This is a genomic window from Thioalkalicoccus limnaeus (assembly GCF_041197575.1).
GTDB classification, from domain to species: domain Bacteria; phylum Pseudomonadota; class Gammaproteobacteria; order Chromatiales; family Chromatiaceae; genus Thioalkalicoccus; species Thioalkalicoccus limnaeus.
The window spans coordinates 135,847-161,514 of record NZ_JBDKXB010000005.1; the positions used below are offsets into that span (position 1 = coordinate 135,847).

At 65.2% G+C, this 25,668-nt stretch carries 23 protein-coding genes; 10 read left to right on the forward strand and 13 right to left on the reverse strand.

Annotation, left to right across the window (positions count from 1 at the left end):
- The first annotated feature begins 140 nt into the window (after positions 1-140).
- From sufC to ABC977_RS06160, 3 genes are all read left to right on the forward strand, one after another.
- Positions 141-896 carry a Fe-S cluster assembly ATPase SufC gene (gene sufC / locus ABC977_RS06150; protein ID WP_369666362.1) on the forward strand — a complete coding sequence of 252 codons (756 nt, stop codon included), beginning with the start codon at positions 141-143 and terminating at the stop codon, positions 894-896.
- A complete protein-coding gene (gene sufD, locus ABC977_RS06155; RefSeq protein WP_369666363.1) occupies positions 893-2,212 on the forward strand; it encodes a Fe-S cluster assembly protein SufD in 1,320 nt (439 codons plus the stop codon). The genes sufC and sufD overlap by 4 nt, the downstream gene beginning before the upstream one ends.
- Positions 2,213-2,390: 178 nt before the next feature.
- Positions 2,391-2,798 carry an SUF system Fe-S cluster assembly protein gene (locus ABC977_RS06160; protein WP_369666364.1) on the forward strand — a complete coding sequence of 136 codons (408 nt, stop codon included), beginning with the start codon at positions 2,391-2,393 and terminating at the stop codon, positions 2,796-2,798.
- A gap of 88 nt (positions 2,799-2,886) precedes the next feature.
- Here the strand turns inward: ABC977_RS06160 and ABC977_RS06165 are convergent, their stop codons facing one another.
- The 10 genes from ABC977_RS06165 to ABC977_RS06210 all read right to left on the reverse strand — a co-directional run bounded on the left by ABC977_RS06165 (position 2,887) and on the right by ABC977_RS06210 (position 14,321).
- The gene (locus ABC977_RS06165) at positions 2,887-3,309 is read right to left on the reverse strand and encodes a gamma-butyrobetaine hydroxylase family protein (RefSeq protein WP_369666365.1); all 423 of its coding nucleotides are present in this window, start codon (positions 3,307-3,309) and stop codon (positions 2,887-2,889) included.
- 26 nt (positions 3,310-3,335) lie between these two features.
- Positions 3,336-4,403 carry a ferrochelatase gene (gene hemH, locus ABC977_RS06170; RefSeq protein ID WP_369666366.1) on the reverse strand — a complete coding sequence of 356 codons (1,068 nt, stop codon included), beginning with the start codon at positions 4,401-4,403 and terminating at the stop codon, positions 3,336-3,338.
- Positions 4,404-4,628: 225 nt separating this feature from the next.
- Positions 4,629-5,183 (reverse strand): hemerythrin domain-containing protein, encoded by a 555-nt coding sequence (locus tag ABC977_RS06175; RefSeq protein ID WP_369666367.1) that lies wholly within the window; start codon positions 5,181-5,183, stop codon positions 4,629-4,631.
- A 231-nt stretch (positions 5,184-5,414) separates the two neighbouring features.
- Entirely contained in the window at positions 5,415-7,118 is a 1,704-nt protein-coding gene (locus tag ABC977_RS06180; RefSeq protein WP_369666368.1) for a potassium channel family protein, read from the reverse strand.
- A 24-nt stretch (positions 7,119-7,142) separates the two neighbouring features.
- Positions 7,143-7,526 carry a DUF6394 family protein gene (locus tag ABC977_RS06185; RefSeq protein WP_369666369.1) on the reverse strand — a complete coding sequence of 128 codons (384 nt, stop codon included), beginning with the start codon at positions 7,524-7,526 and terminating at the stop codon, positions 7,143-7,145.
- Positions 7,527-7,816: 290 nt separating this feature from the next.
- Positions 7,817-10,915, reverse strand: a complete 3,099-nt coding sequence (locus tag ABC977_RS06190; RefSeq protein ID WP_369666370.1) for an efflux RND transporter permease subunit — start codon at positions 10,913-10,915, stop codon at positions 7,817-7,819.
- Complete coding sequence (locus ABC977_RS06195; RefSeq protein WP_369666371.1) at positions 10,912-12,024, reverse strand: efflux RND transporter periplasmic adaptor subunit; 1,113 nt, start codon at positions 12,022-12,024, stop codon at positions 10,912-10,914. The genes ABC977_RS06190 and ABC977_RS06195 overlap by 4 nt, the downstream gene beginning before the upstream one ends.
- Before the next feature lie 149 nt (positions 12,025-12,173).
- Positions 12,174-13,031: a GTP cyclohydrolase FolE2 gene (gene folE2 / locus ABC977_RS06200; protein WP_369666372.1), complete on the reverse strand. Its 858-nt coding sequence runs from the start codon at positions 13,029-13,031 to the stop codon at positions 12,174-12,176.
- Between the two features lie 143 nt (positions 13,032-13,174).
- Positions 13,175-14,068 carry a (2E,6E)-farnesyl diphosphate synthase gene (gene ispA, locus ABC977_RS06205; RefSeq protein ID WP_369666373.1) on the reverse strand — a complete coding sequence of 298 codons (894 nt, stop codon included), beginning with the start codon at positions 14,066-14,068 and terminating at the stop codon, positions 13,175-13,177.
- Complete coding sequence (locus ABC977_RS06210; protein ID WP_439849166.1) at positions 14,061-14,321, reverse strand: exodeoxyribonuclease VII small subunit; 261 nt, start codon at positions 14,319-14,321, stop codon at positions 14,061-14,063. The genes ispA and ABC977_RS06210 overlap by 8 nt, the downstream gene beginning before the upstream one ends.
- An 81-nt stretch (positions 14,322-14,402) precedes the next feature.
- On the opposite strand from ABC977_RS06210, the gene parE reads away from it, so the two are divergent.
- From parE to ABC977_RS06230, 4 genes are all read left to right on the forward strand, one after another.
- Complete coding sequence (gene parE / locus ABC977_RS06215) at positions 14,403-16,289, forward strand: DNA topoisomerase IV subunit B (protein ID WP_369666374.1); 1,887 nt, start codon at positions 14,403-14,405, stop codon at positions 16,287-16,289.
- A gap of 105 nt (positions 16,290-16,394) precedes the next feature.
- Positions 16,395-17,405, forward strand: coding sequence for a glycosyltransferase family 2 protein (locus ABC977_RS06220; protein WP_369666375.1), 1,011 nt, complete (start codon positions 16,395-16,397; stop codon positions 17,403-17,405).
- On the forward strand, positions 17,402-18,985 hold the full coding sequence (locus tag ABC977_RS06225) for an ArnT family glycosyltransferase (RefSeq protein ID WP_369666376.1): 1,584 nt from the start codon (positions 17,402-17,404) through the stop codon (positions 18,983-18,985). Before ABC977_RS06220 ends, ABC977_RS06225 begins: the two co-directional genes overlap by 4 nt.
- The gene (locus ABC977_RS06230) at positions 18,978-19,832 is read left to right on the forward strand and encodes a phosphatase PAP2 family protein (RefSeq protein ID WP_369666377.1); all 855 of its coding nucleotides are present in this window, start codon (positions 18,978-18,980) and stop codon (positions 19,830-19,832) included. The genes ABC977_RS06225 and ABC977_RS06230 overlap by 8 nt, the downstream gene beginning before the upstream one ends.
- 41 nt (positions 19,833-19,873) lie before the next feature.
- Here the strand turns inward: ABC977_RS06230 and ABC977_RS06235 are convergent, their stop codons facing one another.
- Together ABC977_RS06235 and ABC977_RS06240 are read right to left on the reverse strand one after the other, a co-directional pair.
- On the reverse strand, positions 19,874-20,623 hold the full coding sequence (locus tag ABC977_RS06235; RefSeq protein ID WP_369666378.1) for an MBL fold metallo-hydrolase: 750 nt from the start codon (positions 20,621-20,623) through the stop codon (positions 19,874-19,876).
- A 59-nt stretch (positions 20,624-20,682) separates the two neighbouring features.
- On the reverse strand, positions 20,683-20,862 hold the full coding sequence (locus ABC977_RS06240; RefSeq protein WP_369666379.1) for a PLDc N-terminal domain-containing protein: 180 nt from the start codon (positions 20,860-20,862) through the stop codon (positions 20,683-20,685).
- A gap of 283 nt (positions 20,863-21,145) precedes the next feature.
- Here ABC977_RS06240 and ABC977_RS06245 point away from each other — a divergent pair, with 283 nt between their 5' ends.
- Entirely contained in the window at positions 21,146-22,069 is a 924-nt protein-coding gene (locus tag ABC977_RS06245) for a diacylglycerol/lipid kinase family protein (protein ID WP_369666380.1), read from the forward strand.
- 109 nt (positions 22,070-22,178) lie between these two features.
- On the opposite strand, the gene pepN is transcribed toward ABC977_RS06245, so the two are convergent.
- Positions 22,179-24,833, reverse strand: a complete 2,655-nt coding sequence (gene pepN / locus ABC977_RS06250; protein ID WP_369666381.1) for an aminopeptidase N — start codon at positions 24,831-24,833, stop codon at positions 22,179-22,181.
- Positions 24,834-25,003: 170 nt separating this feature from the next.
- On the opposite strand from pepN, the gene grxC reads away from it, so the two are divergent.
- Both grxC and ABC977_RS06260 read left to right on the forward strand, forming a co-directional pair.
- Entirely contained in the window at positions 25,004-25,258 is a 255-nt protein-coding gene (gene grxC / locus ABC977_RS06255) for a glutaredoxin 3 (RefSeq protein ID WP_369666382.1), read from the forward strand.
- A complete protein-coding gene (locus tag ABC977_RS06260) occupies positions 25,255-25,659 on the forward strand; it encodes an RNA-binding S4 domain-containing protein (protein ID WP_369666383.1) in 405 nt (134 codons plus the stop codon). Before grxC ends, ABC977_RS06260 begins: the two co-directional genes overlap by 4 nt.
- The last annotated feature ends 9 nt before the right edge of the window (positions 25,660-25,668 follow it).

Below are 25,668 nucleotides of genomic sequence, written 5' to 3' on the forward strand. Positions count from 1 at the left end.
CGACGCGTGCCGCTGCGGTTCCGATGCCCGTGATGGCCCGGAAGGCCGTGACTCGAGATCTCATCTTGGATTCTGCGTCGCCGGGCCTGGCCGATCGCACAGGCGATGTCGGACAACCAACATCATTCGAGGCTGTAGTCATGTTGACAATCCACGAGTTGAGGGCCGCGGTCGATGGCCGCGAGATCCTCAAAGGGCTGGATCTGGAGGTCGGGCCCGGCGAGATCCACGCGATCATGGGTCCCAATGGCTCCGGCAAGAGCACGCTGTCCTACGTCCTGTCCGGGCGCGACGGGTACGAGGTGACCGGCGGGCAGGTCCTATTCGACGGTGAGGATCTCTTGGCGATGGCGCCGGAGGAACGGGCCCAGCGCGGTATCTTCCTGGCCTTTCAGTATCCGGTGGAACTGCCGGGGGTGAATAACACCTCCTTCCTGAAGGCATCGCTGAACGCCATTCGCGCCGGGCGTGGCGAACCACCTCTCGATGCCGTGTCCTTCATGCGGCTGATGCGGGATCGGCTCAAGGTCCTACACCTCGACGATACCCTGCTCAAGCGCGACGTCAATGCCGGCTTTTCCGGAGGCGAGAAGAAACGCAACGAGATCTTCCAGATGGCGTTGCTCGAGCCGCGCTTGGCGATCCTCGACGAAACCGATTCGGGGCTGGACATCGATGCGTTGCGCGTCGTCGCCGATGGTGTCAACGCGCTGCGTTGCCAAACCCGCTCGATGATCATCGTCACGCACTATCAGCGTCTGCTCGACTACATCAAGCCGGACCATGTTCATGTGCTGGCCAACGGCCGGATCATCCGTTCCGGAGGCAAGGAGCTGGCGTTGGAATTGGAGGCGAAAGGATACGGGTGGATCACCGGCGAGGAGGCCGCAGCATGAACGCGACCGTCGGTGCCTTGGAATCCTGGTTGCCCGCTCGAGGGGCGCGTTCGTCCGATCCCGCCTGGCTCGCGGATGAGCGGCACCGCGGCCTGGCCGAGGCGCGCCGTCAAGGGCTACCGACCCAGCGGCATGAGGCGTGGCGCTATACCGGGCTCAAGCCTTTATTGGAGAAGGGGTTCAAGGCCGTAAGCGAGGTCGCGGCGACGATCACCGAGGGCGAGATCGAATCGGTTCTGGTCCCAGGGCTCGACAGTTATCGCATTCTGATGATCAACGGATGCTATCAACCGGCGCTGTCGGTCACCGACCATCCTCGCGCGGGGATGCGCATCGAAAGCCTGCGGCATTTGGTGCAGCATGAGCCCGAGATCGTCAGGGGTCTCTTGGCGCAGGCCGCCGAACCAGATGCCCGGCTCTTCACGGCGCTCAACACCGCCGCGATCGACGACGGCCTGGTGGTCCTCGTCGACCCGGATGTCGCAGTCGATCGACCGATCGAGCTGATTCATCTTTCCACTGGTATCGACGAACCGCGTGTCGCGCAGCCGCGGCATCTGGTGGTCCTCGGTGACGGTGCTCGGGTCAGCCTGATCGAACGCTATGTCGGTATCCGCGGCGCGCTCTATTGCACGAACTCGGTCGCCGAGGTGATTTTGGGCCAGGGCGCACACTTGGTGCACCATCGGATCCAGGCGGAGAGTCCCGTCGCCTTCCATCTCTCGAGTCTGTTCGTCCGTCAGAGGGCGGCGAGCGGCTACCACGGGGTCAACATTGGCTTCGGCAGCGCTTGGGCGCGTACCGATCTGGTCGCGCGCTTCGACGGGCCAGACGCGAGATGCGACTTCGAAGGTCTTTACCTGGCCGGTGACGGTCAGTTGATCGATTATCATCTCGAGGTCGATCATCGGATTCCGCAGTGCACGAGTCGTGAGCACTTCAAGGGCCTCCTCTATGGTCGTGGTCGTGCCGTGTTCGATGGGCGTGTCCATGTCGCGCGTGATGCCCAAAAGACCGACGCCCAGATGTCGAATCACAACCTGTTGCTGTCGCCGAATGCCGAGGTCGATGCAAAGCCGCAGCTCGAGATCTATGCCGATGATGTCAAGTGCAGCCATGGCACGACAATCGGCCAGATCGACCCGGAACGGTTGTTCTACCTGAGGTCCCGTGGGATCCCGGCCGACCAGGCGCGGCGGATCCTTTGTCTTGGTTTTGCGGGCGAGATCCTCGACCGGCTGGAACCGGCCGCGTTGCGCGAGCATGTCGCGGAGCAGGTCGGCGCGCAGCTCGAACGGACCTTCGCGGCATCCTGAAAGAAGGCGCGGTCGCGGTCGGGCCATTCGTCGGCGCCGAACCGCCCGGTTTCGCCGGGCCAGATCGGGCGGCGGACGAGAAGCGCGGCGGTTTGGGAATTCGTCGCGTAACGAAGTTGACAACAGGGTCCGGGCACGGCTGTGGTGGGGTCCGGACGCAAACATTGGCGAGGTCGTGATGAACAGACTGGCGCGTTTCGCCGGCTTTGGTCGAGAATCTCGGGACACGGGTACCGCCGTCCCTGAACCGCTCGTATCGGTACCCGTCGAGCGGATGGATCCGGAAGAGCTTCGGGAGCCGATCATCGCGGCGCTTCGTGGTGTGCATGACCCGGAGATCCCTGTCAACATCTACGATCTCGGTCTGATCTACCGGATCGACATCTCCGACGAGGGCGATATCGCGGTCGATATGACCCTGACGGCACCGGCATGCCCGGTCGCTGGCATGATGCCGATCATGGTCAAGGACGCGATCGCGGCCGTCGAGGGTGTCGGCTGTGTCGAGGTCGAACTGGTTTGGGATCCCCCATGGACGATGGATCGCATGTCCGAGGAGGCACGGCTGGAGCTGGGCCTGATGTAGTCGAGGGCGCGCTTAGCTCGGATGCTAGGCGCTCGGCCGAGGTACCGAGTGCCGCCCGGCTCTCGCCTCTTGCCCTTGGGCGCCCGCGTTACGGGCGCGTGCCGGACGCTGGTTGCCCGCCCCGCGCGATCAGCGCTTCGAACGGGTCTTCCCCGTCACGTTCGACCCCGGCATCGCGCAGCCGGCGCAGATAATCCTGCCACAAGGGTTGCCAGCCGCGACCGAGTTTGTAGAGGTAAGCCCAATCGTACAGACCGGAGTCGTGGCCGTCATCGAACACGATCTTGACGGCATAGGTGCCGATCTGTCGCACATCATCGATGGTGACGCGCTCTTTGCCGGTCTGAAGTCTGGCCTGATCCGGTCGGTGCCCGCGCACCTCGGCCGACGGGGAGTACACCCGCAGATATTCACAGGGCAGGTGGAATCGCGCCCCATCGTCGAAGGCGATCTCGAGGAGACGTGAGTGACGGTGAACTTGGATCTCGGTCGGGACCGGGTGCTGAGTCATCGCTTGGCCTCGGGATCTCACGGGATTCAGGCGACACCGTCCGCGGCCACTCGCGTGATGGCGACGGGCGACTCGGGCCAGCCCAACGTATGGCGCTGGACCAAGTCCGCAAGCATCTCCATGTGGGCCGGAGTGTCGTTGAGACAAGGGATGTAGCCGTAATGCCGTCCGCCGGCCTCGAGGAAATAGCGGCGGTTTTCCTCGCCGATTTCCTCGATCGTTTCGAGACAATCCGCGGCGAAGCCTGGACAGACGACATGGACCGACTCGATTCCGCTTGCGGCCCATTCCTTGAGCGTTTCATCGGTGTAGGGTTTCAACCATTCCATGTTCCCGACCCGCGATTGAAAGGTTAGTTGCCAACGGTCCCTCGGGAGTCCCAAACCTTCGCTGACGAGCCGCGCGGTCTTGTGGCATTGGCAGTGATACGGGTCGCCATTGAGGAAGTAATCCTTGGGGATCCCGTGAAACGAAAACATCAAGCGTTGCGGCTCGCCCTGCTCGGCCCAGTAGGCGCGAATCCGCTCGATGAGGGCACGGATATAGGCCGGCTCATCGTGATACTGGTTGACGAAGCGTACCTCGGGTAGCCAGCGCCAGTTGGCCAGGGCGCGGGTCACGGCGTCGAAGGTCGAACCGGTCGTCGTCCCGGAATACTGCGGATAGAGGGGCAGCACCAACAGACGGCGGATGCTGGCATCGCGGAGCCGCTCGAGGGCCGACACGATCGACGGGTTGCCATAGCGCATGCCGAGTTCGACTTGAACCGCCCCGGCCAGGCGGTTGTCGAGGCGCTCTTGCAGGGCTGTTGCCTGTTGCCGCGAGATGGTCAACAGCGGTGAGCCCTCTTCGGTCCAGACCGATTGGTAGGCCTTCGCGGATCGGGCCGGCCGTACGCGGAGAATGAAGCCGTGCAGGATCAGCCACCATAGCGACCGCGGGGCCTCGATCACCCGCGGGTCGGCCAGGAATTCCGCGAGATAGCGGCGCACGGCCGTCTTGGTCGGTGCGTCCGGTGTACCGAGATTGATCAGCAGCACCCCGAGCGGGTGTGCCGAATCGTGGGCGAAGCCGATGACGTTCTGGAACTTCATGTAACGATATCTCGAGGCGCTCGCTCTGCTATTGGGTGTTCGGCGGCGGGATCGGGGGATCGCCGCGGCGCATTCGGGCGATTCGTATGCGATACGACGGCGAAGCCCCGCGCCTGACGCGGTGGCGCCATCGTTGCCACAGGACTCCCGCCATTGGGGTCCAGAACGCCCAAGATGAGGATTCTACGTGTTGGGCCCGGGCTTGTCACAGACCGGCCGCGCCGATCAGGGATCGGTGGCCTGCTCCATCAGCACTTGGTAAAGGGCGCGGAATCGCGCCGTGTCGGGGGCGACGAACAGCGGATCGCTGGTGTCGGGCATGACCGATTCGAGTTCGGTCCAGTCGGCAGCGGATAGGCGCTCGATCGCCAGCGGAAAGGCTTCGCGTTCCTCGATGTCCATGTGCTGGCGGAGGGCTGCAATCAGCTCGCGGCCTTGAATCTCGACCTCGTCGCGTCGGAGCACCTCTTCGTGAATGATGCCCTCGAGCGAACGGCGGAAGCGGCGATTCATCTGTCCGAGCAACGCATGCTGATGGGCGAGGATGTCAAGAATGTCGGTCTTCTCGACACCGATCGCGCGCAGCCGATCGAAGATCAGATCCTCGCTCTTATGGTGGATCTGATCGCCATAAATCTCCATGTATTCGAGCAGTTCGCACATCAGGTTGTAATCCGGTTCGGTACCCGTGCTGAAGCGATCGAGCAGACGCTCGAGCAGATCGAGCAGGCGGGCGAGGCGCCGATGCTCGAGGCCGAGGCGTTGGACCAGTTGGTTCATGGGCCGGAACTCCTGAAACGAGGCCGCTGTCTGGTCGAGCCGACGCGGGGACGGTCGGTGCGGGGTCGCGGCTGGACATGTCCTTAAGTATGACACCGACCAGAGCGTTTCCAAATCCTGATGAGGTGGGGTGTGGCGCGAAAAAGCCGGTTCGTGAGGCATCTATCCGAATCCTGAAGCCCTGAAGGGCCCGCCGACCGACCGGTCCCGAGCAGGCCCCGTCATCGGCGCTCAGCCGAAACGACGTCCGTTGGCCGCCAGGTGCCAAAAACCGTCGCGCGTCTCGCCGGTCAGTACATAGGCCAGCGCGTGTGGGTCCTGCAGGGTCCAGGCGAGCCGCTGGCGCACCCACGGCTGGCCGCACATTAACAGCTGATCGCCGCGTTGCACGGCCTGGCCAGCGTCCGGCAACAGTTGCGGTTCTCCGCCATGGAGCCGGAGCAGCACGAGACAGGGCAGCCGATCCTCGCGATCCCGCGGGTTCCGGTTCAGGGTTGCAAGGTCCAGATGGGTTCCCGTTTCGACGGCGGTCGCCACGGCTGGGGCTTGTTCGGCCTCGATCCGCGTCTCCCAAACGGCCAAGGGCTGGTCGGACACCATCGCCTCGAGGCATTGCAGCAGCCGGCCCGCCCAGTCGTCGTCCTGATGGCTGGCCTGATGGCAGAATTCGGTGAGCAGCGGTGTCCCGAGCAGTTCCGCAATGCGCTCGGCCAGGACGGTGCTGGGGTGCATGATGATGTCGGCCTCGACGGCGAAGAACAGGCCGTGGTTCTCCGACTGATTCTCGCGTGCGACGACGAAGAGGTCGCGATTGAGTTCGCGTGCGGTCATGATGATCGACAGGTTGTTGGCGTCGTCGTCGGTCCCGGCCACCAGTCCGACCGCGTCGCAGACGCTGGCCTGTTCGAGCGTGTCGGCCTCGGTGCCGGGCCCGGTAACCAGTTTCGCCCCCGTCGGGCGGCCCGTTCGATCGGGTTGGGCCTCGATCACGATGAATTCGCGACTGGGGTCGGCCAAGTGCTTGTGCAGCGCGCGGCCGAAGCGACCGTAGCCGCATAAGATCCAGCGGCCCTCGGCGGGCGGCGGTCGCGTTGCCGCAGGAGGCATCCCGCTGCGGGACGTGAGCCATTGGTACAGCCGCGTCAGTTGGGGCGAGTGAATCCGCGTCGCCAACGACAGCGCGAAGGTCTCGAACGGGTCGAAGATATGATCGGTGCCGAAAGAGGCCATGTTGGCCTCGATCGCCCGCGAATCGGCCCGGCAGATGACCTTGATCCGCGGATGCAGCAGTTTTGCCGTGATCGCGATCTTCAGATTGGTCGCGTTGACGTTGGTCAGGGCGACGGCACCGGCGCACAGCGGATGACTCAGGCCGGCATCCAGCAGTCGGTGGGGTTGGCGCGCGTCGGCCGCCAACGCCGGGACGAACTCGCGCAGATTTTCCAATTGCAGCAGCGCGATCCGCTCCGGTTTGATATCGATGACGACCGCACGCTGATGTCGGTCGGTCAGGGCTTGCACCAAGGCGCTGCCGGTCTCCCCGTAACCGCATACCAGGTAGAAAGGGTCGCTGAGGCGCCGGACCAGTGTCGCGAATCGCCGTTCGGCCAGTGCCCGTTGAAAGGTCTTGTCTTGCAGGAGCGCGATCAGTTTGCCGATCGCATAGAGCCAGACGCTGACGGTCAGGAAGATGCAGAACAAGACCCACAGCCGTTGGGCATTGGTGAAGGCGTAGGGGATCTCGCCGAAACCGATCGTCGTCGACATGAAGCTGACGAAGTACAAGGCATGGAAGATCGTCATGCGCCAGGGTTCGCCGTTGGCATCTTGTCCGGGTATCAGCACCAGCCCGACGACCGCGATCGCATAGGCGGCGATCGGTGCCAGCAACGGGGCGCGCATCCGGCGCAGCACCAGGAACACGACAGGCTTCATGTTCGTGCCTCGGGCCCGTTCCCGCTAGCGCCGGAGCATCACCGTCTCGATGACCAGCAACACGACCGAGACCACATTGGCGATCATCGCACCGCCGGCCAACGAGACGATGCTGGCCATCGTCGATGGGGTCATGCCCGTGTCGCTGATATGGACGGCATAGGTCCAGACCAGGGCCGCGGCGATCAATTGAAGCATCGCGACCAGGCTGGTCGCCAACAACACGGCCCCGGTCGGACTGCGGTCGCCGAACTTGATGACGGTCGCGATCAGGTTGACGATGATGACCGCGAAAAGCTCGGATACATGGTGGTGATCCGGATTGTCGATGTCGCCGATGAAGAACCCGAAGTTCAGGGTCAAGGCGGGGACGATGAAAAAGCCGAAGGCGACCTTCTCCGGATTCATGAGCAGACCTCCGCGGCTTGAGGGTTGGTCAATCCGAGTATATACCCGCCACACGAGGATCTTCCGCCGCAATGCACGCCTTTCGCACCCTCGCACCCGATCGCGGTGTGGCGGCGTCTCGCCACAGAGCCCGGCTATGACTCGTCGCCGCGCCTGGCTCGCGCGCACGATCGACGCGCCTGGCCTACCGAAGAATCCATGTGCGACGGGTATAGAGGGTATCGCGATGGTTCATCCCGTTGCCATGGTGCGCGCCGCCGCGGTCGGCGGTGGCGCGCACGATCTCGCCGTCACGGATTCCGCAGGGGGGCCTCCGTTGCCTCGGCTGGCGTGCCCTCGGAGGGGATTTGCCGCTGGCGGATCTCTGGCGAGGCGACCATGACATAGACGGCCGGTACGACGAACAATGTGAACAGGGTTCCCAGCCCCAGGCCGGTGCTGATCACGAGCCCGATGTCGAAACGGCTGACCGCTCCGGGTCCAGACGCGAGCAGCAGTGGGATCATCGCCATGACCATCGCCGCCGTCGTCATCAGCACCGGGCGCAGCCGGATCGCGGCCGCTCGTTCGACGGCGGCGCGCCGGTCCAGCCCTTCGCGTTCGCGGACCAGGTTGGCGAATTCGACGATCAGGATCCCGTTCTTCGTGACCAGGCCGATCAGCGTGATGAGTCCGATCTGCGTGTAGATGTTGACGCTGGCAAAACCCAGGAACAGGAAGACCATGGCCCCAGCGATCGACAAAGGCACCGACATCAGGATCACGAACGGGTCCCGCCAACTCTCGAATTGGGCGGCCAGCACCAGGTAGATCACGATCAGCGACAGGAAGAAGGTCAGTTCGAGCGCGGCGCCCTCCTGTTTGTATTGGCGCGATTCGCCTTTGTAATCCCAGCGCGTGCCGCGCGGGAACAGCGCCTCGGCCTCGCGCTCGAGATAGGCCAGTGCGTCGCCGAGCGCGAGGCCCGGGGTCATGACGCCGGACAGCGTGATCGCGTTGAGCTGCTGGAACTGGGTTCGTTTCGACGGTTCGACCTGGTCATGGGTCTCTACGAGCGCCGCGAGCGAAACCAGGTCACCGGCGGCATTGCGCAGGTAGAGATCCTGCAAAGCATCGATATCGTTACGGAATTCCTGATGGACTTGGGGGATGACCTTGTAACTGCGGCCCTCCAGGCTGAACCAGTTGACGTGATCTTCGTTGATCATCACCGACAGGCTGCGACCCAGCTCTTCCATGCTGATTCCGAGGTCGCCGGCGGCATCCCGGTCGATCTCGATCAGCGTGCGTGGCCGGGTGTACTCGACGTCCTTGGTCAGAAACATGAAATTGCCGCTGGCCATCGCGGTGCCGAGGAGTCGATCAGCCAACTCGTTGAGCTCGATGAACGGCGCATCGGACAGGATCACGAATTCGATCGGGATCCCATTGCCCGGGGTTGGCAGACTCGGTCGCGGAAACACGACTGTGCGCACGCCGGTGATCTGGGCCAGCGCACCCTGAAGTGGCGGTTGAATCTCCATCTGCGAGCGTTCCCGCTCGGATGGCGGCGGCATCTTGAAGCCACCGAAGGTGGTGGTCGCGTCGCCCCCGAGCCCGGCAATGATGAAGCTCTCGCTGTACTCGGGGAAGGATTCAAACGTATCGTGTATCTCCCGGACATAGCGTTCGGTGAAATCGATCGAGGCGCTCTGCGGCGCGGTTGCCATGAAGAACAGGATGCTTTGATCCTCGGTCGGCGCCAACTCCTTTTGGGTCATCGAGTACATCGCGTAGATGCTCGTGAGCACCGCAATGGCGACCAATATCGTTACCGACGGAAACTCGAGCCAGCGGTGCAACGTTCGGCGATAGGCCTCGGCGAGCCAGGTGAAGAAGTGTTCGACCGCCTGCTCGAAACGCCCCTGTTCTTTGCCGGTGCGCAAGGCACGCGATGCGAGCATCGGCGACAAGGTCAAGGCCACGACACCGGAGATCAACACGGCGGCCGCCAGCGTGAACGCGAATTCGGTGAACAGCGAGCCCACCAGGCCGCCCATGAAACCGATCGGCAGGTAGACAGCGACCAGCGTCGTGGTCATCGCGATGATCGGCATCGCCAGCTCGCGGGCACCGTCGAGCGCGGCGGCAATGCTCGATTTGCCCATCTCCAGATGGCGATGGACATTCTCGACGACGATGATCGCGTCATCGACGACCAGCCCGATCGATAGCACCAGCGCCAGCAGCGTCAGCAGATTGATCGAGAAACCCATCAGCAGCATCAGGAAGGCCGCGCCGACCAGCGACAGGGGCACCGCCACCGACGGGATCAGTGCCGCGCGGATCGATCCCAGCGATAGGAAGACGACCAGCAGCACGATCAGGCCGGCCTCGCCGATCGTCACGAAGACCTCGCGGATCGAGTCCTCGATGAACTCGCTGGCGTCATAGGGGATCGCGGCGTCGAGACCCTCGGGAAACTGCGCGACCAGATTCGGCATCAGATCACGCACACGTCTGGCGACCTCGAGCGGATTCGCACCCGGGCTCTGTTCGATGCCGATGAAGATCGCCGGGAGTCCGCGGTACAGGGTGGTCGAGTTGTAATCGGCCGCGCCCAGTTTGACATCGGCGATGTCCGACAGGCGGACCAGCGCACCCTCCTGTTCGCGGACGACGAGGTTCAGGAAGTCCTCGACCCGGCTGACATCGGTGGTCGCCGAGAGGTCGATCTGGACCTGGTTGCCGCGGATCTGGCCGAGCCCGGCCAGATAGTTGTTCGCGGCCAGCACCGCGGAGACGTCGCTGCCGCTGATGCCGAGTGCCGCCATCCGGTTGGGATCGAGCCAGACCCGCATCGCGAAGGTCTTGTTGCCGAAGACCTCGGCCTTGGCGATCCCCTCGAGCGCCTGGAGTTGCGGCTGAACGACCCGCAACAGGTAGTCGGTGATCTGCGGCAGCGCCATGACTTCGCTGTAAAAGGCGAGGTACATCAGGGCCGTCGAGTCGCCGGTCGTGGAGTCGATGACCGGATCCTGGGCGGCGGCCGGCAGCAGGTTGCGCTGACTGGCGACCTTGGCCTGGATCTCGGATACGGCCGCGTTCGGATCGTAATTCAGCCGCATGTGGGCCTCGATCACCGACAGCCCTTGGGTGCTGGTCGACGAGATGTAGTCGATCCCTTGGGCCTCGGCAACCGCTTGCTGCAGCGGTGTCGTGATGAAACCCTGGATCAACTCGCTGCTCGCCCCGGGATAGGCCGTCGTGATGCTGACCACGGTGTTCTGCGTCTCGGGGTATTGGCGGATCTCCATCTCCACCATGGCGCGGACGCCCAGGATGAAGATCAGCAGACTCACGACGCTCGCGAGCACCGGGCGGTGAACGAAGATGTCGGTGAATTTCATGGGGCTGGATCCGATACGGCGGCCGTCTCGGGACCCTGCGTTGCCGCCGGCACCACGGTCACGGGCTGGCCATTGGAGAGTTTGACTTGGCCCGATAGCACGACACGGTCACCGGCGGCGAGGCCGGAGAGGATCTCGATCTCGTCGCCCTGTACGGCGCCTGTCTCGATCGGCCGCCGCTGCACCCGATCCTGGCCGTCCGCGGTCTCGATCACGAAGACCGAGTTGCCGTAGGTGTGGAAGGACACAGCCTGGCGCGGCAGCGTCAGGACCTCCTCCTTGACCGACAGCAGCGCGGCGACCTGGGCGAACATGCCGGGGCGCAGCGCCTGGTCGTCATTGGCGAGGATCGCGCGGACCCGCATGTTCCTCGAGCCTCGATCGATCCCCGGATTGATCGCGAGAACTTGGCCGGTAAAGGTCCGCTCGGGGTAGGCCGCAACCTGAACCTCGACGGTCTGGCCGCCGTGCACCTCGCCGAAACGGCGTTCCGGCAGCGAGAAGTCGACGTAGACTGGATCGAGTGCTTCGAGCGGCACGATCTCCGAACCGGCCGGCAGGTATTGACCGAGGTTGACCAGGCGGATGCCCAGTTGCCCATCGAAGGGTGCGCGGATCGTCTTCTTGTCGACCAGGGCCTGCTTCGCGGCGACCAAGGCCTCGGCCTTCTGCAGCGTGGCACTGACCTCGTCGAAGTCCTCCTGCGATACCGCGCGGCTCTTGAGCAGTCGGGCGTTGCGTTCACGACGGATCTTGGCCAGTTCCTGATCGGCGATCAGCCCGGCGAGGTCGGCGCGATCGACGGTGTCGTCGAGGCGCAACAGCGGGTCGCCGCGACGCACGATCGCGCCCGACTCGAAAAGGATCTCCAGAACCTGGCCGGGCACCTCGTTGCTGACCGAGACCCCCTGTACCGCCGCCACACTACCGACCGCGCGCAGGCGCGGTGTCCAGGTATCGGCGCGCACCGCTACGGCTGTGACCGTTGGCGGCGGCGGGGCTTGCGAGAACATCGCGCCCTGCTCTTGAATCTGACGATATTTCAGGAAACCCAGACCGCCGACGACGACGGCGATCACCAGCAAGACGATCAGGCTGCGACGGAGCATGAGGGATCAGCTATCCATGAGGGTGACAGACGCGAATTGTAGCGCTCTGCCGTTGCGCGCGCTGCGTGTCTGTCAGCCGATGACGTCGCGCGGCGTGGGTGCGAAGACCGGCCGAGGTCCCGCCGGCGAATCACAGCCGGGTCTCGCTATCACCCGGGCGCTGGATGCGCTCGGCCTGCGTTGGTCGGTGCCTCGACCTCCTTGTCGCGCTCGACGAGCGCGTAGGCCGAGTGGTTGTGGATCGATTCGAAGTTCTCGGCCTCGACGACGTAGGCCCCGACCCGGTCGTCCTGATTCAGTCGGGCGGCGACGTCACGCACCATGTCTTCGACGAACTTCGGGTTATTGTAGGCCCGCTCGGTCACGTATTTCTCGTCCGGCCGTTTGAGCAAGCCGAAGATCTCGCAGGAGGCCTCGCGTTCGATCAGCTCGATCAACTCCTCGATCCAGATGAAGCCCCGGTTGCGGATCCGGACCGTGACGTGCGACCTCTGGTTGTGCGCCCCGTAGGCGGCGATCTCCTTCGAGCAGGGGCACAGGCTCGTGACCGGCACCACGACCTCGATGTACATCTTCGGCTCTCCGTCTCGAACCTCGCCGATGAAGCTGACCTCGTAATCGAGCAAACTGGCGACACCGCTGATCGGCGCCTGTTTCTTGATGAAATACGGAAACCGCATCTCGATGTGGCCGGCCTCGGACTCGAGCCGCTCGGCCATCTCGCCGAGCATGGTCTGGAAAGAGGCGACGCTGATCTCCTCCTCGTGGCCGTTCAGGATCTCGACGAATCGCGACATGTGCGTGCCCTTAAAGTTGTGCGGGAGGTACACGTACATGTTGAAGGTCGCAATCGTGTGTTGTTCGCCGCGGGCGCGATCGCGGACGCGCACCGGATGGCGGATGTCCTTGATCCCGACCTTGTCGATCGCGATGCGCCGGCTGTCCAGGCTGGCCTGGACATCGGCGATGGAGGCCACCAAGGGCCGGGTGTTCCGCGCTGGTTCCATGGGTTCGGGTTCCTCTGAGGGAAAAGGCAGAGACCGGCCCCCTTGGGGTGGCCGGACTCTGCGCAAACGAGAGGCGACACCGCCGGAGATGGGGATGTCAGGAGCGGAGGCAAGACGGGGTGGTCGCGTCGCGCGGGACCTGCTCAGTGATCGCGGTGAACGATGTAGTGTGCCAGCTGGCGCAGGGGATCGGCCGCAGCCGGTCGGTCGGCGACGCAGGCCAGGGCTTCGGCGACCAATTCTTCGGTGGCCCGTTTGGCGCCGTCCAACCCGAGCAGGGCCGGATAGGTGGCCTTGGCCTGGTCTCGGTCCTTGCCTTGGGTCTTGCCGATGACGGCCGTCTCGCCCTCGATGTCCAAGATGTCGTCGCGGACCTGAAACGCGAGCCCCAGGCACACCGCATAACGCTCGAGCCGGTCGGCGATCGCCGGATCGAGGTTTGGGTCGGCCTGGGTGGCCATGCGCACCGCAGCCCTGATCAAGGCGCCGGTCTTCTGTCGATGGATGGTCTCCAGTTGCTCGCGATCGAGCCCGCGTCCTGCGGCAGCGAGATCGAGGGCCTGACCGCCGACCATCCCGCGATGGCCGCTGGCCTGGGTCAGGCTCGCGACCATCGCCAGCCGCGCCGACGTCGGCACCTGATCGTTGTTGACCAGGATCTCGAAGGCCAGGGTCTGGAGGGCATCGCCGGCCAGAATCGCCGTGGCCTCGTCGAAGGCCCTGTGGCAGGTGGGTCGACCGCGTCGCAAGTCATCGTCATCCATCGCCGGTAGGTCGTCATGGATCAGCGAGTAGGCGTGGATCAATTCGACCGCGCAGGCCGGCGCGTCGACGGTGTCTGGGGCGACGCCGATCGCCTCGGCCGTAGCATAGACCAGCGTCGGACGAATCCGTTTGCCGCCGCCGAGCACCGCGTAACGCATCGCCGCGTGCAGCTGGCCGGGTTGGCCATCGATGCTCGGCAAACAGCGGTTCAATGCGGTCTCGACGCGCGCTTGGCAGCGGGCGGTAAAAGCCGCGAGGGAAGAATCAGTCATCGGTCGAAAAAGGCTCCAGCGGGGCGTCGACCGATGGCTCGGTCAGGATCCGAATCCGGTGCTCCGCGGTCTCGAGCGCCGTCTGACAGGCGCGGGTCAGCGTCACGCCGCGGGCATAGGCGGCCAGCGACTCCTCCAGGGTCAAGTCCTCTCTCTCCAGTCGATCGACCAGGGCCTCGAGTTCGGCCAGTGATTCTTCGAAGGTCGCGGGTGAGGCCCCATCGGTGTCCACGGCGTTTGTCTCGGTCATCATATTACGGTAGCTTAGGTCGGTTTGATGGTCAATTGCTGTGCGCTGGTGGTTGGCCCCATTGAGACGATGCAGAGAACACTCATGAGCGGCCTCTATGACGCCTCGGCCATCGAGGTCTTGAGCGGGTTGGATCCGGTGCGCAAGCGCCCGGGCATGTACACGGATACCAGTCGCCCGAACCATCTGGCCCAGGAGGTCATCGACAACGCCGTCGACGAGGCGATCGCCGGCCATGCGCGGCGCATCGCCGTGACCTTGCATCGGGATGGCTCGCTCGAGGTGGTCGACGACGGCCGCGGAATGCCGGTCGACCGGCACCCGGAACTGGGCGTGCCCGGTGTCGAGGTGATCCTGACCCGGCTGCATGCCGGCGGCAAGTTTTCGCACGACAGCTATCGCTTCGCGGGCGGCTTGCACGGCGTCGGTGTCTCGGTCGTCAATGCGCTGTCGCGTCACCTCGAGGTCTGGGTCAAGCGCGACGGTCGCGAGTACAACATGGCCTTCGCCGACGGAGAGCCCAGGACCGCGTTGGAAGAGGTCGGTCAGGTCGCGCGCCGCGATACCGGCACCCGGCTGCGTTTCTGGCCCGATCCGAAGTACTTCGACACGCCGAAGTTCGCGGTGCGACCGCTCCTGCATCTGTTGCGCGCGAAGGCCGTGCTCTGTCCCGGCCTGACCGTGACCTTTCTCGACGAGGCGAGCGGCGACGAACAGGTCTGGTGTTTCGAGGACGGGCTTGCCGAGTACCTGCGGCAGGTGCTGGCCGGGGCCGAGACGCTCCCGGCGCAACCCTTCACCGGGCGCATGGAGGGTCATACGGAGGCAGCCGAGTGGGCGCTGGTGTGGTTGCCGGAGGGAGGCGACTTGGTCGCCGAGAGCTATGTCAATCTGATTCCGACCGTCCAAGGTGGCACCCATGTCAACGGCTTGCGCAGCGGCTTGACCGAGGCCCTGCGCGAATTCTGCGAGTTTCGCAACCTGCTGCCGCGTGGCGTCAAGCTGGCCCCCGAGGATGTTTGGTCGCGCGTCGCCTATGTCTTGTCGGTCAAATTGCTCAACCCGCAGTTCTCGGGCCAGACGAAGGAGCGGCTCTCGTCGCGCGAATGCGCGACCTTCGTCGCCGGCGTCGTCAAGGATTCCTTCAGCCTGTGGTTGAACCAGCACATCACCGATGGCGAAGGCATCGCCGACCTCGCGATCGGCGCCGCGCAGGCGCGCCTGCGTGCCGGACGCAAGGTCACCCGCAAGAAGGTGACCCATGGGCCGGCCTTGCCGGGCAAGCTCAAGGACTGTACCTCGACCGATCCGCTGCGAAGCGAGCTGTTCCTCGTCGAAGGGGACTCGGCCGGCGGATCCGCGGCCCAGGCCCGCGACCGCGAGTTTCAGGCCATCATGCCGCTGCGCGGCAAGATCCTGAACACTTGGGAGGTCGATCCGGCCGATGTGCTGGGCTCCCAGGAGGTCCATGATATCGCGGTGGCGATCGGTGTCGATCCCGGCAGCGACGACCTGTCACGGCTGCGTTTCGGCAAGATCTGCATCCTGGCCGACGCCGACTCGGATGGCGCCCACATCGCGACGCTGCTGTGCGCGCTGTTCCTGCGTCACTTCCCGCGTCTCGTCGAACAGGGCCATGTCCATGTCGCGATGCCGCCGCTGTATCGCATCGATGTCGGCAAGCAGGTCTTTTACGCCCTCGACGATGCCGAAAAGCAGGGTGTGCTCGATCGGATCGCCGCCGAATCGATCAAGGGCAAGGTCAACGTCCAGCGTTTCAAGGGGCTCGGCGAGATGAATCCGCTGCAATTGCGCGAGACCACGATCCACCCGGACACGCGCCGCCTGATCCAGCTCACGATCGACGATCAGGAGGCCAGCCGCAACCTGATGGACATGCTGCTCGCGAAACGGCGGGCCGCCGATCGCCGGGCCTGGCTCCAACAGAAGGGTAACCTCGCCGCGACCTGAGTCAGGAGGTGCGTCAGCGTGTTCTCGATCCGATCGGCTTGAAATCCGCCCGCGGCTTGGCATAGTGTGCGCTCCTCTCCGCCTCAGCTTGTCGGTCCTGCCCGAATGTCCAGTTCCTCGCCAGCCGCTGATCGCCCCTCGCTGTCGGTCGTGATCCCGCTTTATCGCGAGGTCGACAACGTGGCCCCGCTGTTCGCCCGCGTCCACGAGGGCATGATCTCGTACGCCGGGCGCTGGGAGCTGATCTGTGTCGACGATGGCAGCCGCGATGGGACGCCGCAGCGGTTACGCGACGAGGCGGCTCGCTATGGCGACCATGTCCGCGTCATCGCGTTGCGGCGCAACCACGGGCAGACGGCGGCGATGCAGACGGGCTTGGATGCGGCCCGCGGTGAACTGGTCGCGACGCTCGATGGCGATCTGCAAAACGACCCCGCCGAGATCCCGCGGATGGTCGACGAACTGCTCGAACGGGATCTGGATCTGCTCCAGGGGTGGCGCAGCGACCGCCAGGATGCGTTGATCTGGCGCAAGGTCCCGTCATGGCTTGCGAACCGCCTGATCGGCCGCGTGACCGGTGTGCGCTTGCACGATTACGGATGCAGTCTCAAGATCTATCGCGCCGACGTCATCCGTGCCGTGCGCCTGTACGGGGAGATGCACCGCTTCATCCCGGTCTGGGTCGCGACCGTGACCGCGCCGGAACGGATCGGCGAGACCCGGGTCGGCCACGCCGCGCGCCGTCGAGGTGAATCCAAATACGGGCTCTCGCGCGCCTTCCGGGTCCTGCTGGATCTGCTGGCGGCCTTCTTCTTCCTGCGCTTCCAGGCCCGCCCCGGCCACTTCTTCGGCACCATCGGGCTGGTGTTCGGGTTGGCCGGTACCCTGATCATGGCCGGCTTGGGTATCGAGAAGTTCTGGCTCGGCGAGGACATCGGTGGCCGGCCCTTGCTGTTCGTCGGCATCCTGTGCCTGGTTGCGTCCATCCAGTTCCTGACCACCGGCGTGCTGGCCGAACTGTTGACCCGCACCTTCTTCGCGTCGGCGCCTGGTCCCTCGCACGCGATCGCCTGGCAGACCGACCCGGCTGGCCTCGCCTGGCGCGAACCACGATGAGCCTCGTCCGGTCGTTGTTCGACCGCCTGGTTGCGACCCCGTGGGTGCTGGTGCTGGCCGTCGGCCTGGCCTTCTTCTGGCAGCTCGGTTCGGTGCCGCTCTACGATCTCGACGAGGGCGCCTTCACCGAGGCGACGCGCGAGATGCTGGCGAGCGGCAACTGGATCACGCCGCAGATGAACGGCGAGCCGCGCTATGACAAACCGATCCTGATCTATTGGTTGCAGGCGGCGTCGGCCACCGCACTCGGATTCAACGAGTTCGCGCTGCGGTTGCCATCGGCGCTGGCGGCCGCGCTCTGGGTCTTGGTCGTGTGGCGCTTCGTTCGCGAACGTCTGGATCCGACGGCGGCCACGGTCGCGGCCTTGGCGATGGTCCTGTCCTTGCAAGTGTCCTTGATCGCCAAGGCAGCGGTCGCCGATGCGCTGCTGAACCTGTTCATCGCGCTGACCTTCTTCGAGATCTACCGCTACTGGTTGGCCCCGCGAACGGCCCCGCTGTGGCGGGCCTATCTGTGGATGGCCCTCGGCTTCCTGACCAAGGGACCGGTCGCGATCTTTTTTCCCGTTCTCGTCAGCCTGATGTTCTTCTGGTCGACGGGGCACCTCGAGCGCTGGTGGCGGGCGCTCTTCGCGCCGGTAGGCTGGCTGATCTTCGTGGCGGTAGCCGGCCCCTGGTATCTGGCCATCTTTCTCGACAATGGGCCGGGTTTCTTCGCGAGCTTCTTCCTCGATCACAATGTCGGGCGCTTCGGCGATGCGATGCATGGCCATGGCGGTTTCCCCGGCTACTACTTCGTGATCCTGCCGTTGATCCTGTTGCCCTTCACCGGTTGGTTCATCCGCATCCTGCCGACGCTGCGCCACGCCTGGTCCGACCCGCTCGAGCGGTTCCTGTGGCTCTGGTTCGGCACCGTGTTCGTCGTCTTCTCGTTCTCGGGCACCAAGCTGCCCCACTACCTGCTGTACGGTGCCGTGCCGCTGTTCATCCTGATGGCGCGTCACCGCGAGCTTCTGGTCAGCCGTTGGCTGGCCTACGCCCCGCCGATCTTCTTCCTCGTCCTGCTCCTGTGGTTGCCGGAGATCGTCGCGCTGGCCGCCGGACAGGCCGAGCGCGCGCACGAGATCGCATTGCTCGGGGAGGGTGCGCGAGTCCTGGATCTCGGCTATCGCTTGGCGGTCATCGCCGGATTGCTGGCGACGCTGGGGTTGGCGCTGGCGGCCCCTGTGAGGCCGTGGCAAGGGCTCGTGCTGGCTGGCCTGATCCAGACTCTCGTGGTCTACGGGGCCTTGGTGCCGCGCGTGTTCGAGGTCATGCAGGGGCCGGTCAAGGAGGCCGGGTTGCTGGCGCGCGAGCTCGACCGACCGACGGTCGTCTATCGCACCTCGATGCCGAGCTTCAGCGTCTACCGCGACGCGGTCACGCTGAAGCGTCCGCCCGAGGCCGGCGACCTGGTCTTCCTACGCGTGGATCGGTTGCCCAGTCTGATCGAGGGCCATCCGGCACTGACCGTCACGACCCTCTATCAGCGCGGTGCCGTCGCGCTCGTCGAGTTGAAAGCGGGCGCGGCCGATGGCTGATGGTCTCTTCGTCGCGCTGCATCGGGATTGGGCGATGGGCCTGGCTCGCGGGCAGGGGCGGGCGGCGGCCTACCCGACCGATGGTGCCGCGTGGCTGCTGGGTCTGGCCGCCGTCAGTCTGCTGGTCGGTGCAACGCTTTGGCTCTTCTGCGGCTATCAGGCGGGCTTCGCGCGCTTCAACGAGGCCGCGGGCCTTCTGCCGCCTTGGGCCTGGGCGATGCTGACGGTGCTCGGCGATGAGCGCGTCGCCTTCGCATTGGCCTTGTTCGCGGCGCGGCGCCACCCGCAGATCTTCTGGTCGCTGGTGTGCGCCGGGGTGGTGGCCGCCGCCTATACCCATGGGTTGAAACCCTCGTTCGCGGCCTTGCGTCCTCCGGCCGTCCTCGCCGCGGGCGACTTCAACCTGATTGGCCCAGGGCCGCGTCAGCGCAGCTTCCCATCCGGACATACCGTGACCGCCGCGGTCTTCTTCGGCGTGTTGGCCTACCACGCGCGCGGTTGGCCATGGCGGTTGGCACTGATCGGCGTGGCCGTCGCGGCGGGCATGAGCCGCGTAGCCGTCGGGGTCCATTGGCCGATCGATGTCGCGGCCGGCCTGTTCGGTGGAGCACTGGCGGCGCTTGCCGGCATCTGGCTCGCGCGCCGCGTCACCGTCGGCGCCCGTGATGTCTCGGTCCATCTCGCGCTGGTCACGCTGGCATCGATCATGGCGGCAGCCTTGCTGCTCTGGGACGGCGGCTATGCCGATGCGGCTCTGATGCAGCGCCTGATCGGCTGGTCGGCATTGGGATATGTGTTCCTGGTTTACCTGGCGCTGCCGATCGCATGGTCCCGTCGCCCGTCCTGAGCCGGGAGCGACGGTTTCAGCCATTGCTCGGGCGAAGTCGGCTAGCCCTGACGACTTTCGCCGATCTGTTCGCAGTATTGCATCAGGTCGTCCGGCACGCCGGCCGGACATTGACCGCATTCGCGGTTGCCGGGCACCGCGTAGTCGATGAACTTGGGATAGGCCAGCTTCAGGTTGTCCATGATCTCGACGAACTCCGCGAGCGGCCGATCACCGCCGAGCCGCGGGTTGCGCTGTTTCTCCTGGGCGATGCTGGTGATGAACCGCCCCTCGTAGTCGTGAGCCGGGTAGACGAGCGTCTCGTCAGGCAGCGTGAAGAGTTTGTCGTGCACGCTGCGGTACAGGGTCGGCGCATCGCCGTTCTGGAAGTCGGTGCGGCCACAGGCCTCGATCAGCAGCGCGTCGCCGGTGAAGACGCGGTCGCCGAACCGGTAGGCATGATGGCCGTCGGTGTGCCCGGGCGTGAACAGCGGATCGATCCGCAGGCTCCCGACCATCAGCGGCGTGCCCTCCTCGAGGGTCAGATCCGCGCAGGGCAGGGCATCGATCGCCGGGTGGGCGATGCGGCTCTGTGCCTCGTCGCGGAGCTTGCGCGCGGCCGTGATGTGATCGGCGTGGATGTGGGTGTCGAGCGTGTAGACGAGCTTCAGGCTCAACCGCGACAGCTCGGCGAGGTCGCGCTGCCAGGTCGGCAACACCGGGTCGATCAGGATCGCCTGGCCGGTGTCGGGACAGCCAAGCAGGTAAGTGTAGGTGCTGGATACGGGTTCGAATAGTTGCCTGAAGATCATGCTGTCCTCCATCGAGGGTTCGGTCTGGATCCCGGGCTCTGCGCCTGAGCCGCGATCAGTCAGCGTTTCGGACCGAGCAGTAACCAAAGGATGAAGCCAACGACCGGCAACAGCAGAAGCAGAACGATCCACAGCACCTTGCTGCCGGTGCCGGCGCTGCTTTGCACGGTCTTGATGACCGCGTAGACGATCAGGATCAACAGAACGAGACCGAGAAAACCGCCTACCTCGATACCCATGGAACCTCTCCCTTGTCATCGTAAGAGGGCACCTCGAAGGAGAATCGAAGGGTGCCCGGAATAACAGCGGACATCGGATCGATCGCCGCCCTGAGTCTCGCAAGGTGCGCCGGACGTGATCTTTCAAGGTCCCTCGGTTGACCACCTCGAAGGATGGCCGGTCCTGTGAACCAGTTCGGGGTTGCCTCGATCCGTTCGTATCGGCGACGATGGCCCCGACCCACCGGGTGAAGATCCGTCCACCCGAGCCTGGTCCTGTCGAATGCACCGAGCCCAAGTCACGATGTCCCGAGCGATCATCCTTGTCAACCCCCGTTCCGGATCAGCGACCGGCCAGGTTGCGGCCACGATAGGCCGTCTCGTCGAACTGCTCGCGGCGCGCGGGGTCGCGGCGACGACGATCCCGATCGATGCCACGCGCCGTCGCCCCGGAAGCTGGCGAGCCAAGCTCGAGCAGGATCTGGCCAACGGGGCTGGAGGCGTCTATGTCCTCGGCGGCGATGGGACCGTGCTCGCCGCCGCGACGGCCCTGATCGGCCGCGAGGTCCCGTTGGGCATCGTGCCGCTCGGTACCGCGAATCTGCTGGCCCGGGATATCGGGATGCCCTTGGCGCCCGACGACGCGGTCCGAGCCTTGGAAGGGGCCCGGATCCAGCGGATCGATGTCGGTCGTGTCAATGGCGAACCCTTCCTGTGCGCATCGATGCTCGGCCTGGGTACGACCCTGTCGCGCACGCGTGAGGCCGCGCGCGGCCTCGGTTGGCTCAGACTCTCGGCGCGCCTGTTGCGGAAGACGCTGTGGCTGCTGGTAAGGGATCCCTACCGTTGGGTCGAGCTCGATCTCGACGGGCGCTCATCGCAGCTTTGTACACTGGGCGTCACGGTCACGAACAACCCCTTGACGCGGTCGCCGGGTCTTCACCTGCGGCGCGCGCGGCTCGATTCCGGGCGGTTCGGTGTCTACGGTATCCATCGCGGGCCCTTCTGGGCCCAGCTCCGGCTGGCCTTGCGCGCCGTCCAGGGCGATTGGCCGGATGATCCGCAGGTGTTCGGTCGCGAAGCGCAGCGGGTCGAGATCCGGGGCCGCCGATCCGGGCGAATCACGGTGATGAACGACGGCGAACGTCGCCGTGTGAGTTTGCCGCTGGTCTACGACATCCTGCCATCGGCCCTGCCGGTGTTCGTTCCGGTCGGCGGCGACACCTGACGGTCCAGACCTGGCCCTGGAAACCTAACCCCTTCGTCCCGGCGACATGCCGTCGTTATCGCCGGGTCGACGACCTGGCGGGAGGGCAGGTCTAGCCGATCGCCTTCCATCATGCGTCGGGCTCGCTGCTGCCCAAAGTCTTGGCGACCACCTCGTAGACATCCTTCGACAGGTCCGGCGTGTGGAACAGGCGCTCGAGCTGCCCGCGCATCAGCCCGCGCCGGGTTTCGTCGAAGCGTCGCCACTGGGCGAGGGCCTGGACTAAGCGGGCGGCGATCTGCGGGTTCTTCGGATCCAGTTCGAGCACACGGTCGACGAGGAAGACGTAGCCGGCCCCGCTCGCGGCGTGGAAGCGCAACTGGTTCATCAGGCAGAAGGTCCCGACCAGGCTGCGCAGCCGATTCGGGTTGGTCATCGTGAAGGCTTCGTGATCGAGCAGCGACTCGACTCGCAGCAACGTGTCGTCGCGTTGGCTCAGCGCCTGGATGCCGAACCATTTGTCGACGACCAGCGCGTCGTCGGACCAGCGCCGATAGAAGGCATCGAGGGCCTGGTCGGCGGTCTCGCCCCCGGCCTCGACGAGCCAGCGCAAAGCCGCCATCACATCGGTCATGTTCTGGTGCGCGGCGAATTGCGCCTGGCACAGGGCCAGGGTCTCGTCGTCGCTGGTGTGCATCAGGTAGGCGAGGGCCAGGTTCTTCAAGGCGCGCCGTCCGATCGCCAGCGGCGTCAACCGATAGGGTCCCGGATCCTGATTGGCCCGGTAGGTCGCGAGCAGTTCCGCGCGCAGCGTCGTCGCGATCTGCCCGATCAGCGTCTCGCGTGCCCGGTGGATCCCCTCGACGTCGACCGTCTCCATCTGATCGCCCAGATAGGCCTCGCTCGGCAGGGTCAGGATCTCGGCCCGCAGCCCCGGGTCCGCGTCCTCGTCGGTCAAGGTGCGGCGGAAGGCGTCGATGAAACCGCTGGGCAGCGGTGTGTTCGGTTCGCTTACGCCTTGCAGCAAGAGCCGCTGGGCCAGCGACTGCGCGGCGTCCCAACGATTGAAGCCGTCGCTGTCGTGGGTCATCAGAAAGACCAGATCCTGATCGCTGTAGTCGTAGCGGACCTTGACCGGCGCCGAGAAACCACGGAGCAGGGACGGGATCGGGCGGGCGGCCAAGCCGACGAAGCGAAACGATGTCTCGTCGGTGTGCAACTCGAGCACGCGGGTCCCGGCCGGCGTGGGCGCTGGTTCGTCGGCGAGGTGCAGAGGCAGATCGCGGCCCTTGGCATCGAGCAGGCCGACGGCGACCGGGATCGGCAGCGGTCCCGAACTGGGCCGATCGGACGTCGCCGGGATCCGTTGCCGGATCGTCAGCCTGTAGGTACCGGTCTCGTCCTCCCACTGATCGCGGACCTCGAGTTCCGGGGTCCCCGGTTGGGCGTACCAGCGCAGGAAAGGCCCCAGGTCACGGCCGCTGGCCTCGGCGAGGCACGCGATGAAGTCCTCGATCGTCACGGCCTGGCCGTCATGACGGGCGAAATAGAGGTCGGTGCCGCGCCGGAACGCGTCGGGGCCGAGCAGGGTGGCCAGCATCCGCACCAGCTCGGCACCCTTCTCGTAGACAGTGGCCGTGTAGAAGTTGTTGATCTCGATATAGGCGTCAGGCCGCACCGGGTGCGCCAGCGGACCGGAGTCCTCCGGGAACTGGCGGTTGCGCAGGTTGCGGACATCGGCAATCCGTGTCACGTCACGGGACCCCATGTCGGCCGAGAACTCCTGGTCGCGGAAGACCGTGAAGCCTTCCTTCAAGCTCAACTGGAACCAGTCGCGGCAGGTGATCCGGTTCCCGGTCCAGTTATGGAAATACTCGTGTGCGATGACCCCCTGAATGCCGAGGTAATCCTGATCGGTCGCGGTATCCGGGCGCGCCAGCACGTATTTCGCATTGAAGATGTTGAGGCCCTTGTTCTCCATCGCGCCCATGTTGAAGTGGCTGACGGCGACGATCAGATAGACGTCGAGGTCGTACTCGCGCCCGTAGCGCTCCTCGTCCCAGCGCATCGCCTTCTTCAGTGAGCGCATCGCGTGTTCGCACTGGTCGTGGTGCTCGGGCTCGACGAAGAGTCGCAGCGAGACCTCGCGACCCGACGCGGTCGTGAAGCGATCTTCGACCTGGTGCAGGTCCCCGGCGACCAGCGCGAACAGATAACAGGGCTTCGGGAAGGGGTCGTCCCAGCGCGCCAGGTGGCGCCCATCGCCGAGATCCTGGCTGGGCCCGGGATTGCCGTTGGCGAGCAGGATGGGGAATCGATCGCGGTCGGCGATCAGCGTCGTGCTGAAGCGCGCCATCACGTCCGGCCGATCGAGGAAGTAGGTGATGCGCCGAAAGCCCTCGGCCTCGCACTGGGTGCAAAGCATCGAACCCGACTGGTACAGCCCTTCGAGCGCCGTGTTGCGGGCCGGATGGATCCGCACCCGGGTCACGAGTCGAAAGCGATCCGGCACGCGCCGCAGGATCAGCGCCTCCGGCTCGACGCGGTACTCAGACCTCGCCAGAGGCCGGTCATCGATCGCCAGGTACTCGAGTTCGAGCTGCTCGCCATCGAGACGCAGGTTGCCGTCGCCGCGCGTCGCGGCCGGGTTGCGGCGGATCGCCAGCGTCGCCTCGACCTGCGTCGTGTCGGGATCCAGTTCGAAACGCAGATCGACCTGATCGATCAAGAATTCCGGCGGGCGATAGTCCTTCAGGTGGATCGTGGGTGGCGTGTTGCGATACATGGTAACCTCGAACGACGGCGTCGGGTCGCGGGCCGGGATCCTGTCGGGGCCGCCGATAGATCGATGGGTCCGGCCCGCCACGCTGGTTTTCAAGTTAAACAATGGGGTCCGCGCCGCGGAGATGTCGCGTGCGCGACCCCATCAGGAGACGATAACCCGAGAGTCACGACATGGCGAAGGTTCTCATCTATACGACGGCGACCTGTCCCTATTGTTATCGCGCCCGACGGCTGCTGACGCGCCGAGAGGTGGCGTTCGAAGAGGTCCGGATCGATCGCGACGCGGCGCAGCGGCAGACGATGCTCGAACGCAGCGGGCGCGACACGGTGCCGCAGATCTTCATCGGCGAACGACACATCGGTGGCTATGACGACCTGGTCGAACTCGATGCCGACGGCGGACTCGATGAGCTGAGGGACCCATGACGCCGCCGGTGCCGAGCGACGAGACGATCCGGCTGGACAAATGGCTGTGGGCCGCGCGCTTCTTCAAGACTCGCCAGCTGGCGGTCGAGGCGATCAATGGCGGCAAGGTGCACCTCGACGGACACCGCGCGAAGCCGGGCAAGACGGTGCGCCCGGGTAGCCGCGTGACGGTCCACAAGGGCTCCCTGTCCTGGGACCTGACCGTCGTCGCGATCAGTCGCCAGCGGCGCGGCGCCGCCGATGCGGCCTTGCTCTATGACGAGGACGAGGCCAGTCGCTCACGTCGCCAGGAACTGGTGCGCGAGCGCCGCGAGCAGGGGTCGGCCGGCGCGCCCGTCGGCCGCCCGTCGAAACGCGACCGGCGGCAGATCGAACGTTTCAAACAGGCCCACGAGGCTTGAGGGGTCCGA